This is a genomic window from Paraburkholderia sp. BR10872 (genome assembly GCF_040965835.1).
GTDB lineage: Bacteria > Pseudomonadota > Gammaproteobacteria > Burkholderiales > Burkholderiaceae > Paraburkholderia > Paraburkholderia nodosa_A.
The window spans coordinates 1-11,197 of sequence record NZ_JBFRCN010000107.1 but is presented as its reverse complement, the minus strand read 5'-3'; the positions used below and the strand labels follow the sequence as shown (position 1 = coordinate 11,197).

The 11,197-nt window shown below is 59.4% G+C and carries 6 protein-coding genes and 6 pseudogenes; 7 read left to right on the top strand and 5 right to left on the bottom strand.

Annotation, left to right across the window (positions count from 1 at the left end; genetic code table 11):
• Nucleotides 1–124: 124 nt before the first annotated feature.
• Nucleotides 125–300: pseudogene (locus AB4Y43_RS39755) on the top strand (ATP-binding protein); the annotation flags it as partial.
• A gap of 648 nt (nucleotides 301–948) precedes the next feature.
• Here the strand turns inward: AB4Y43_RS39755 and AB4Y43_RS39750 are convergent.
• Together AB4Y43_RS39750 and AB4Y43_RS39745 are read right to left on the bottom strand one after the other, a co-directional pair.
• Nucleotides 949–1,728 carry a cytochrome b gene (locus AB4Y43_RS39750; RefSeq protein WP_368618926.1) on the bottom strand — a complete coding sequence of 260 codons (780 nt, stop codon included), beginning with the start codon at nucleotides 1,726–1,728 and terminating at the stop codon, nucleotides 949–951.
• Between the two features lie 66 nt (nucleotides 1,729–1,794).
• Nucleotides 1,795–2,124, bottom strand: coding sequence for a DDE-type integrase/transposase/recombinase (locus AB4Y43_RS39745; RefSeq protein WP_368701700.1), 330 nt, complete (start codon nucleotides 2,122–2,124; stop codon nucleotides 1,795–1,797).
• 868 nt (nucleotides 2,125–2,992) lie between these two features.
• Here AB4Y43_RS39745 and AB4Y43_RS39740 point away from each other — a divergent pair.
• The 4 genes and pseudogenes from AB4Y43_RS39740 to istB all read left to right on the top strand — a co-directional run bounded on the left by AB4Y43_RS39740 (nucleotide 2,993) and on the right by istB (nucleotide 6,060).
• Entirely contained in the window at nucleotides 2,993–3,169 is a 177-nt protein-coding gene (locus tag AB4Y43_RS39740; RefSeq protein ID WP_342922278.1) for a hypothetical protein, read from the top strand.
• On the top strand, nucleotides 3,166–3,555 hold the full coding sequence (locus AB4Y43_RS39735; protein ID WP_368618927.1) for a DDE-type integrase/transposase/recombinase: 390 nt from the start codon (nucleotides 3,166–3,168) through the stop codon (nucleotides 3,553–3,555). Before AB4Y43_RS39740 ends, AB4Y43_RS39735 begins: the two co-directional genes overlap by 4 nt.
• Nucleotides 3,556–4,072: 517 nt before the next feature.
• Nucleotides 4,073–5,284, top strand: a pseudogene (gene istA, locus AB4Y43_RS39730) (IS21 family transposase); the annotation flags it as partial.
• Between the two features lie 7 nt (nucleotides 5,285–5,291).
• Nucleotides 5,292–6,060, top strand: a pseudogene (gene istB / locus AB4Y43_RS39725) (IS21-like element helper ATPase IstB).
• Nucleotides 6,061–6,526: 466 nt separating this feature from the next.
• Here the strand turns inward: istB and AB4Y43_RS39720 are convergent.
• On the bottom strand, nucleotides 6,527–6,865 hold the full coding sequence (locus tag AB4Y43_RS39720; protein WP_069269191.1) for a hypothetical protein: 339 nt from the start codon (nucleotides 6,863–6,865) through the stop codon (nucleotides 6,527–6,529).
• A gap of 254 nt (nucleotides 6,866–7,119) precedes the next feature.
• Nucleotides 7,120–7,994, bottom strand: a pseudogene (locus AB4Y43_RS39715) (integrase); the annotation flags it as partial.
• 800 nt (nucleotides 7,995–8,794) lie between these two features.
• On the opposite strand from AB4Y43_RS39715, the pseudogene AB4Y43_RS39710 reads away from it, so the two are divergent.
• Together AB4Y43_RS39710 and AB4Y43_RS39705 are read left to right on the top strand one after the other, a co-directional pair.
• Nucleotides 8,795–9,243, top strand: a pseudogene (locus AB4Y43_RS39710) (cupin).
• Nucleotides 9,244–9,300: 57 nt separating this feature from the next.
• The gene (locus AB4Y43_RS39705) at nucleotides 9,301–9,678 is read left to right on the top strand and encodes a DUF3564 family protein (RefSeq protein ID WP_342922276.1); all 378 of its coding nucleotides are present in this window, start codon (nucleotides 9,301–9,303) and stop codon (nucleotides 9,676–9,678) included.
• 874 nt (nucleotides 9,679–10,552) lie between these two features.
• On the opposite strand, the pseudogene AB4Y43_RS39700 reads toward AB4Y43_RS39705, so the two are convergent.
• Nucleotides 10,553–11,197 (bottom strand): annotated as a pseudogene (locus AB4Y43_RS39700) (IS630 family transposase); the annotation flags it as partial.

Genomic DNA, 11,197 nt, shown 5'->3' with positions numbered 1-11,197 from the left:
CGCCGCTGAGTGCGTGCGTCGGGTTCGTTTCGTCATTTCCTCGGTTCCTTTGCCTGCATTATCGCTGGCTCAGGCCCCGGCCGTTCCACTTATCCCGCTGTCTGATTTTGCGCGGCCACCTCTGTATGAGCGAAAAAGTCTTCCGATAACTGCAAACGAAACATTCTCGGACTGGAATGACGTGCTCCCCGACCCCGGCATGACATCGCCGCCATCGACCGGCTTGTGCATCACTCGACGACCTTCGAACTCAACGTCGAAAGCTACCGCCGCCGCAAGGCCGGCGACAAACAAAATGCACTGCGGCGTCAATTGCACGACGACAACCCTGCCAATCCGTTCAGCGCCCAGTTGCCTGACCACGACAACGTTGTCGCAGTAACGATGTGTGTCAACTACACGATCACGCAACGACAACTACGAAGGAGAAACGTCAAATATGAGCTGATATCGAACGACAACTACCCCGTTGACCGGCCAAAATAGTTGTCGCTGACCGGCCGTGCTGGTTGATGCTCTCTAACGCAAGGAATCCAGTACACCTGTCGCGGGACGTTGAGGGCTTCGAGCTGGAGTGTGAAGAATTGAACAAATAGGCGCACGCCTTGGAAACGAACTGCTCGCGACGGGTGCCCAGCCGGTCCAGCAGCGCGAGATTGAGCAGCCGTAGGGCGCTGAGCATGCGCTGGCGGCACTCGGCCGGTTCAAAAGGGTCTTTCGGGCGTGCCTGTCGATGGCGGCTTAATTCCAGGCTCGGGTGCCGTGAAATACGCATTGATGGCGCCGCGTTTCGCGAATCCATGCCATGCTGCGCGGCAACGCCGTGCGGAAAATTTAAGATGTGCTAACCTCCATGAGGTCGATGTTTTGGCCCACCTTGACCGGCGGGTCTTTTCCCAGATACAGGCATCAATGAAAAATGCAGCGACCATGAAAGACAAACCGTATTTAAAGCATCCTTCGCAGCACGTCGTTACGCGAGATCAGTTGGTGCTTGATTACCGCTACCACGTGCAACATGACCAGTCCAACCAGCAGTGCGCAACTTGCGCGATGCACCGCGAACAATTCGTCGGTTAGCGGGCCTTTCTGGAACGGAGTATGGATTTCAACCAGTCCGAAAAACGGATAGCCATTCGGCACCATCAGGAAGCCACTCGCCAGCACTGCAAAGATCATGACGTAAATCAAGAGATGTACTACGCGTGCCAGTAGTTGCTGTTCGACGGACACATCGGGCAGCGCAGGTGGCGCGATTCTGACCAGCTTCCAACCCACCCTCAGCGGAAAAAGCACAATCAGAACCGTTGCTATCGACATGTTCAGTCGCGACAGGAAATCATGCACAGGTCCATTGGCGACCCGGGTGAGCGAGTAACCCGCTACACTGGCGTAAATAATCCAGACAGCAAATGTCCAATGGAAAAATCGTGCGATACCGTCGTAGCGGCCCCGCTCGATCCCGGCCGCCAGCTCTGACCAGTCGCGCAGGCCAGATTGGCCGTCTTGCGGGATCGCGGTTAGCGGCTCACCGGCACGCGAACTGGATCGCTTAGCCGCTCGTGACATCCGGTTCATAACCTCTTCCAGTCCGAAGTCGTTAGGCTGTATCGGGACGCCGCCACGCGTTCCGCCCTTTGCTGATTCAATGCCGGGGTCGGGCGGGTTCTGTCGCAGTAAGACCGAGAGGCCGTCCAAGACCGGTATGGTATGGATTTCCTTATCCAACCAGCGAACATAACTGCTGTGCGGGAGTTTGCACCAACGCCGCCATCGTTCAATTTCCCTTGACGATCATGTGTATGACTTCGATGCCACCCAGGAGAATGCGGACGCAACGAGATTCTTAAACCCGAGCATCGGGCGGGTCCCGCGCTTGATCGCGCGGTGGTCCTGCTCGACGATGTTATTCAGATACTTCGACTGACGGATACTGATCGGCGTCTCCCGCCCGGCGTTGATAGACTCAAACGCAGCGAGATTTGCCCCACTCTTGTCGTTCGGTCTCCGCCTCGGGTGCGCCGTTGCGCTCGATCGATTTTTCAAAGTGGCGCTTCGCGGCAGCCTTGTCAGAAATCGATCGCGTCTCCCGCTTTGTCCACGGCCCGGTACAAGTACTTCCACTGTCCTTTGACCTTGATATCAGTCTCATCCACGCGCCAACTCCTGACGACTTCGCGCTTGCGACGCCAAATGGCTTTTCCCGAACGGGCAGCAACTTGACCGCCCACCGGTGCACGGTTGAATGATCGACATCGGTGCCGCACTCAGCCATCATCTTTTCCAGATTTCGCAGGCTCAGTCCATAGTCCACATACGAGGGCACGCACATCAGCAGCATGACATCGAGCGGATGGTGCAGTCGCTTCAGAACCTTCGCAACTTCTGGGGCAAGGGCCGTTCGTGGCGTCAGTGCCTTCTTATTCATCGGGTCAGTACCAGTTCGTCAGACGCGCATTCTAGCGTTCCGGCACTAACGCGACACAACCATATTCGCGTCGACAACGCCAATTGCGTTCAGGCAGGTCATGAAAATTTGCATTCGCGACGCCCAGTACATCGCCGAACGCACTATGCGGCATTTCCATGTCGACTAAAAATCGATTGTTTGGATAACACAGATCCACGTAACGAATGCATGCGTGCGAGAAATATGCGCGCTGATGGCTTCGCCAAATCGGCTTTCAGCCGGTAGCTCCAGCAATGTCACGTTGCTGACAGCGGCGTCGGGTGACAACTTGCAATGCAAAATACCGAACTGCTTTTATCACGGCGATCGCTTCTCCGCGACGGTAGGGTGCAATTTGGGTGCGCTGGTCTGTTACGCTCGGGATTTTGACGAGCACGAGCCAATGCGTAAGCTAAAAGACATTGACGGATTGCTCAACGGGCGCCACTTCGCTCGCGAAGTTATTGTCCTCTGTGTGCGCTGGTACCTGCGTTACAATCTCAGACTTCACCTCGCTGAAATGATTGCCAAGCGTGTCTGTCGATGTCGCACACGACGATCATGCGCTGGGCCCAGCGCTTCACGCCGGAATTCGTCAAACGCTGGAATCGGCTGGCCTTGAAAGCCGGTCAGTCAATCGACGAGACCTATGTGAAGATCCCTGCCAAATGTGTCTATCTTTACCGCGGCTTGACCGGGCGGGAAAACGATCGACTTTGACTCCCGCCAAGCGAAATGTGGCTGCGGCCCAGGCGTTCTTTGCGAAGACGATCAGAAGTCAGGGGCGCCCTCGGGCTACGATCACGCTGGACGGTTACGCGCCTCACCGCGCGGTGTGCGAAATGAATGCCGATGGGACCTTGCCTAAAGACGCGACGTTGCGGTCCTTGAGATACTTGAATGATCTGATCGAGCAAGATCAGCGCAACATCAAGTCCAGGGTCAACGCGATGCTCGGCTTCAAATGCTTCAGAAACGCGACCGTCACGATCTCGGGCATCGAGTTGATGCATCGCATTCGGAAGGCGCAATTTGACCTTACGAACCTGCGCCTCGAAGATACAAATGCGCCCGCTATTTGGAAGGCAGTTCTTTCTGCTCAATGAGGTCGCCGCAAACACGCTGCTTCTCACTGCTATTAAAATTGCACCAAAGCCGGAGTGTAAGGCCAACGCGCCTCAGGCGTCCGCGATCGAGCCGCGCGACACGCAGCTTTAATCGGCGACCGCCCGGCGTCGGACCACGGTGCTGCGGATCGAGAGCACTCGTCACAGGGTTCGCCAAAAATCGCTGCCGCAGCCGATAGGCAGTTGTCCGGACGTCAAGCAACTGTCCAGCGCGCTTAGACTGAACTCGAGTCAGCGGCCCCCTCCGAGCGGTCGCAACACCTAACACCGCCGCCACCTTCGCGGCACGGCTGTCTATCTCGTCAGAGGACGCCATGGTGCCCCCTCGCCCGCGCTCTTGATCGCGCTAGCTGAATTAGGGGGAGCGGACGAGGCCGGCGGGAGTCGACGGCAACGACTACACTGGACCGTTGAGCGGCGCTGGGGAGACGGTCATGGAACTACGTTGGAAAATCTATCTGGAGCGGCGGGGAAAGGGAGAAAGGGGCACTGTTGGTATACCGGCAGTTACGACGCCGTGAAGCGCATGCTGCGCCGGCTTGCGGCAGAACGCGTCGTCAAGGCAACGACGACCCTCGAATTCGCGCCCGCCGAAGCCACCCAGGTTGATTTCGGCGCCGGCCCCGTGCTCACGCACGAGTCCGGCATCCCGCTCAAGACGTGGATCTTCGTCATGACCCTGTGCTGGTCCCGGTATCAGTATGCCGAGGTTGTGCTTGACCAGACCGTCGAGACGTGGCTGGCCTGTCATCGCCGCGCCTTCGAATGGTTCAGGGGTTGTCCTTCCCGGGTGACGATCGACAACGCCAAGTGCGCGATCATCCGGCACTGCATGCATAGCCCCGAAGTCCAGCGTTCCTACGCGGGGGTCGCCGAAACGTATGGTTTCCGCATCGAACCATGTCCGCCGCACGACCCAGCCAAGAAGGGAATCGTTGAATCCGGAGTCAAGTACGCCAAGAAGTCCTTCGTACCACTACGCGAGTTCCGCGATCTGGCCGACGCGAACCGTCAGTTGCGCGAGCGGATCCTGCAGCAGGCCGGCGTGCGCGATCACGGCACCACGCACGAGCGGCCGCTCACGCGCTTTGCGATCGAGCGGCCGCTGCCCACGCGCCTGCCCGATGTGCCGCCAGTACTGGCCGTGTGGTCCGAGGTCAAGGTGTATACGGACGGCCACGTTGTCTACAAGAAGGCGCTGTACTCAGTGCCCTTCACGCTGGTCGGCAAGCAGCTATGGCTCAAGGCCACCGACACGGTCGTGCAGGCGTTCCACCGGCACGAGCTCGTCGCAACCCATCCACGGCTACGCAAACCGGGGGACCGCCACACCGTGCGCGACCACCAGCCGCCCGAGGCACAGGCCTGGCTCAAGCACGATCCCCAGTGGTGCCTCGCGCGCGCGAAGGACATCGGGCCAGCCCGCCACGCCGTCATCCTCGCGATGTTCAACAACACGGTGCTGGAAAACCTGCGCGGCGCAAAGGGCATCGTGCGCCTACGCGAGAAGGTGGGCGATGAGCGCCTGAACCCCGCATGCGAGCGCGCGCTCGCGTTCTCCGGTCCCCACTATCGCACCATCAAGACGATCCTCGACAAGGGGCTCGACAGCGAGGCTGCGGCGCCATCTACCGCAACGGCGCCCACCGATACCAACCTGAATGGTGGCCGATTCGGCCGCGACCTTCAATCCCTTCTGATCCATTAAGCCAGCCATGAATCCGAGTCCCGAACTGAACCCCATCCTCAAGCAGCTGCGCCTCTCGGGCATCCTTGACTCGCTCGAGCAGCGCAACCGCGAAGCCATTGACGGGCAGCTTGCCTACACCGAGTTCCTCGCAATGCTGCTGCATGACGAGATCGCTCGACGCGACACGAAGAAGTTGGGCGTGCGGCTTGCCCGTGCCGGCTCGAGACGTTCAACTTCGATCTGGGGCCCAAGCTCAACCGAGCCTATATCCACGATCTCGCTACCGGTCGCTCCATCGACGAGAAGGTCTGTGTCTTGCTGGTCGGCGGAACAGGCGTCGGCAAGTCACACCTGGCGCAGGCATTGGGCCACTGCGCGGCCCGGCAAGGGCGTGACGTGTTGTTCATCTCACAGACTGATCTGCTCAAGAAACTGCACGCAGCTCGCGCCACAGACCTGGACGAGCGTAAGTTCCAGCAGTTCGTACGTGTGCCGCTGCTCATCATCGACGACTTCGCAGTCAAACCGCTGCACCCACCCCACGACGAAGACTTCCACGACCTGATCGCCGCCAGGTACGAGCGAGCGGCTTTGACCGTCACGTCAAATTTAGATCTGAGTGAATGGGGCGACGCGTTCCCCGACAACCGCATTCTGGGCGCCGTGATGTGGACCGGCTACGACACGGTGCCTATCGCGTCGTAATCGAGGGAGAGAGCTTCCGCAAGCCCAAACCGATGCCGGCGAGCAGTGAAAACGCGGTTGCCAAATCGGGCAAAAAACGGCATTCTTGAAGCCGTTCGAATCTGCGCTTTACCCCCGCTTCCGCTGGCTCCATTACGCCGCCCATCCCCGGCTCGATTACGCCGCCCCGTGACAGCGAGCACCGGACGCCGACATTAGCGATTTGCTGCCGTTCAACTACGCGAAACGGCAAGCCGAAACGAGCGCGAACTGATCGGCCAATTGCGCGCCACCCATGAAGTCGGCGCGCAATACCCGAGTGCAGTCGTGGACATCGTCGGCCATGCCAGGCCGCCGCGATGCGGCCACGCTCGCCTCTCGGTTGCGAACGATTCTCCATCGGGTGTGGTGAATTTAGCGCTTACGGTTATCCCGCGTCGCCATCCCTCCAGCTTACTGCTCGGTTACGCGTGGAATTCGCGCTCGGGCAGGCGTGGAGTCAGCGTTCGGTTTGGCGTGGAATACGCCCTCATGGCCCATGGCAGGAGGTGCAATATGACTGCCGTCCAAGATTTTTTATGATCCTGGCGGGCGCGGCCATAATGGCTGAAAGTGAGCAGGCGTATGGAGGATATGCACAAGCCGGCCTTGCTGACCAAGAACCGGATGAGCTGTGACCCGCCCACTCTGATCGACCTCAATGGTCTGGATGCGTATGTCAAGGCTGCGCGCGAGCCTGTCCCCGGCCGCGTAGATGTCGATGAAGTCATGCTCATCGGCCAGGCCATCCGCGATCAGCCCACTTCGCAATGCCTGCGCCTCGAGTTCCCTCGTCTGCTCCGTTTCCACCCCGGGCTGTCGCCTGATGTTGCGCACGAACTGAAGAACTGTATCCAGCAGGCAGTTGTTTCCCACCCCGCTGGCCCCCCTTCTCCGCGCTCGATTGCGCCAGAAACTCGTCAAGACTGCCATAGCTGCGAGCAAACTCGAACTGCTGCAGGACGGGCGCCTAGGCCGGCGCGGCACCCGCCAGGGGGCGGGGAGGCGGCTGGGCACGTGCGGCGCGCGCAGGGGGCGCGGGGCCCAGCTACTGCGAAGCGCGTGGCCGGGATCCAGGGCCCGGGGCGCTACCGCAGGCGCGCTTCGCGTGGCGTTGTGCGGCCCGGACGGTGCGGCGTGCCGTTGTAGCTCGCGATCGCGTATTCGACCAGTTCCTCGAGCTCGTCGAGGGAAACATACAAACGCAGGCTACCCTTCGGATCAGCCAGCGCCCGCCGCAGATCGCGCGGATGCGAGCCGGTGTAGCCTAGCAGGCGCGACGACAGGCGGCTTGCGACGGTCCCGAAAAAACGCTCGATGTAGGGTCGCTCGTCCGGGCTGTGGCGCGGCCCCGCATCGACAAGGCACCCAACGAATTCACAAAGTGCCCTGATCGTGTCGTCGGCCAGGTTCGCTTTTGCGTTGTCGAGCTTCATACGTTCCCACACGGCATACGCGAGCTCCGGCATACGCTGCGACGCGAAACCCTCTTGCGCACCGTAGCCGAGTCCGGCGATCGTGAAGTCCTTCACGCGACGAGGCTCAAGCGCGTTTTCGATGGTCTTGATGACATCGTAGCGGCTGTACTCGCTCGCCAGCACGATGTGATAGCCCAGCACGACGCGCGTGTACACGTCGATGATCACCAGCAGCCAGACACGTTCCATTTCGAATTCGTGTTCAAATCACAGCGGATCGCGCACCACGGACTTGGGGCAGATATCGAGCCGGTGGCCGTCGAATTCGACGACCTGACAGGGACGAGTCGCCGGCACCTTCACGTCGTCATCAAAGCGCGGCCCCCCCTTTCAGGTGCGATGCACCGGCGGCGCGCGCGGCTGTACCAAAACTGCGCAGCATTTCCGCCTTCAGCCGGCACGACAGGGAACGGATCGCATGCCCCGCGATGTTGAACGGATAATCCGCTGCAGTCAGGCCCACCGAGCGGCACTGGCGCAGGAACTCGTCATGCATCGCCGGCAGGCACGCGAAGACGCGTGCGCAGGTGTTACGGTCGGGATTCGAAGTTTAGGAGGCGAAGTGACGAATTTAATGCGGACTTATGCGAATTGACGCTTTTATTACGATTCAAAGGTAAATAAAACCGTCACGAGGGGCGCGCTTTGGCTCTTGGTTACAGGGAACGGGTAGTGTCAAATTTATTGCGTCCTACGTCGAGCGTGCCACGTATGTCGACCTGCTCGATAAAGATGCGAAGCAGATCGGTTTCCGCGGCAGGGCGGCTCGTGACCCCATTGATCATCACGACGCCGCCACGTTTGACAGCCCTCAGGCTGTCCGCCCAGGTCACGGCCCCGATGTTGTCACGACTGCATCAGTGCGGCGCGGCAACTGATCGGCGTGGCGGAATATCCGGTTGGCGCCGAGGCGCTCGGCGATCGCGGCACCCTCGTCATTGTTGCGACGTGGCCACGAAGCCGGCAGCACAATCCATCTGAATGAGCGCAGTCGACATGCCGCCCGAAGCGGCTTGCACCAGCAAGGACGGCGGACGCTGCGCTCATACTCCGCCGTTGACCGGGGCACTCTCGCGCACTTTTATCAGGTATCACATAAGAGTCAACGTGCCACGAGGGCTGGCTCTCGCAGGAACGGTGTACGTCAGCCAGAAGCCTGGCGTCGATGCGAGCCGGCCGATGGATAGCGTGACGTCGATCCAGGTCTGTCACAAATCCGGAAACAGGGGCAACCATCACCGCGTGCCAAGTCAAATTCTGGATGCTGGAAGACGTCGTGCTTCCCAAACCTAGTGCCCCTTCTTCCATCGCACTCGGGAGACCTGTCATGCAAACCGGACTCACCACTGGTTTTTCTCACGTCAAGCCGCAGGACACGTCACTCACGCGCGGTGGGCTGCGCGATTTCTTTGTCTATCGTGATCTGGAAATCGTCAGGGGCACAAGGTGGTCGCGCAATATTAGGGCAAATCTTGCGCCAAAGTCGGGCGCGGGCTGGCACCCGCATGAAGCAGATTTTCATATCGTCAGCATGCTCTAAGTCGGGGCGAGCTTCGTGTACACCGACAAGGAAACGCTCGTCGAAGCGGGTGATTGCGTGCATCAGGCGCCGTCCGTTTCGAACACGCGCCTGACATGGAGTACATCGAAATCGTGAGCCCTGCCGAATTTAAATCGGTAGACGCGGAAGCGCCGTGCCGGCGCCCAAGTAAGTATAAAGCGGCAGCAAGCGACACCCTGACGCATGCACAAGCTTGCCGCTGCACCTACAGTTGATATGTCCGTCGATTACTGTGGCGGGTCACGAAGCCACGAACACGACCGGAGAAATTCATGCGCATCACGCTCCATCTCAGCACCTTCGACCGCCTTGACCCGAATGCCTATGCGATCCTTTGGCTCGACAACGACACCCACAAGTGGTCGCGCGAAGGTCATGCCGGTCTCCAATTCCCCGACTGGGGAAAGCTGCGGGTCGATGCTCGCGGCACGCTGGTGTGCGACCAGCAGAATGCGCGCCCCCTGTTCATCCTCGACGGTCTCGCCGTGGAAGCCCAAACTGGCCCGTTCGAGGGGGAATCAGGCGAGGCACTCTGGTGCTGCACTGAATGCGAGAGCGGATCGGTCGTTGCAGGGCACTGGCATGTGCAGTGCGTCGACAAGGACACCGTGCTTGCCGAGCACAGCGTGTTTGCTGGGGACGAGGTCTGACCTCGGACGCGCCTTCGCCTCGTTGCATGCGAATCTTCGGTGAATCCCTGAAAGCCCGTGTCAGCGGGCTCGAACTATTCCAGTTCCGGAATGATGCGTCTGGTTAGGGACAAAGGATGCCGACGTCCAAATCGACCAACCGCTGCCGATGACACGAACTGGCTTTTCGAGCATCGTGTTCAACAACGGCCTCACCCCGGCGCAAGCTGGGTATTCGTACTTTTGGTGCAATTTCTGGCGATCTGATCGAAAAACCTTAAATACCACCACCTTGCACTCCTTCGGCTAGTCAGCAAAGCCTTGTAGCGTGGGGCTTTGAGGAACGCAAGCGCCAAAAATTGCACCAAAGATCGTGTCAGAGTGCAAGTCCTGCGGGCACAATTCTTTTACCCTCATCCCTGACCGACGGAGATACGACCACGTTTAAAGCTCCCACACGCCCACTTAGACGACCCCTGCATCGCTTGCAACGGGAGCCACACTCTGGTCAGCGGCCCTACGCTGCCAAACGACTTTTGCAATCGAGATATCGCTATACACCGCCCCCTTGAGCGCTCCGTTTGCGGAATTAAGGGTCGCCTCCGTACGCTTGCCGCCGGCGAGGAATCTGTACGGGGCGTCTTCACCGAGACCTGCGAGCTGTCCTTTGATGCCTGCGAAGCGCGCCGTCTTGCGATTTGACTCGTAGAAGCTCGTCTTCCTATCGATTACTCGCAAGAGGTGTCGAATGGCAAGCGACTTGGGTCGCCGCGTCCCTGCACCGATTTCAGCTGATCGGTACTGACCTTAAACCTCGGAAACTTCATTTCCACTCCCGTACGAAACTCCGCCGCTTCATCAGCCCAAATTTTCGGCAGATCAATGTCGGGATCCAGTGTTCTGTCCCAGAAATAATTTTGCATAGCCGAGCCACTTTCTGGAATTGAATCGGCGGTCTCGGTCCACACGAACGGCCGGCCGTGTTGGTTGTACTGCTCGATATATCGCTCGCTGGTGATGAGTTGCCGCACGTTCTTGAACGACCCTCGACGGATCGCCTGCTGTGTAATCAGGCCAAACCAGCGTTCAACCTGATTCAGCCAGCTTGAGTAAGTCGGCGTGAAGTGTATGTAGTAGCGCGTATGCCTGGCCAGCCACGCCCTGACCTTGGGATGCTTGTGTGTCGCATAGTTGTCGACGATCAGATGCACATCGAGATCGGCAGGCACCGCCTGATCCACATGCCTGAGAAACGCCAGGAATTCCTGATGTCGGTGGCGCGGCTTACATTGCGCAATAACTTCACCCGTTGCCGTATTGAGCGCGGCGAACAACGACAGATATCGGGCCACCGAACTCTTCGAAATCCCTGTCTGCGCAGCAGCGGAGCGCACGCTCCAGTGCGTTGCCCCATCCGGCTTCTCATGCAGCATCCTCGCAAGCAATTCCGCGACTGCTTCATCATCATGCGTGCGAGGCCGGCCTGGACGGGCTTCATCATGCAGACCGGCAAGTCCGTGGGCAACAAAGCGCTTCTTCC

Excerpts from the sequence above, each read along its gene's own strand:
- AB4Y43_RS39740 (WP_342922278.1), top strand. The coding sequence starts at position 2,993 with ATGTCGCACACGACGATCATGCGCTGGGCCCAGCGCTTCACGCCGGAA.
- AB4Y43_RS39705 (WP_342922276.1), top strand. The coding sequence starts at position 9,301 with ATGCGCATCACGCTCCATCTCAGCACCTTCGACCGCCTTGACCCGAAT.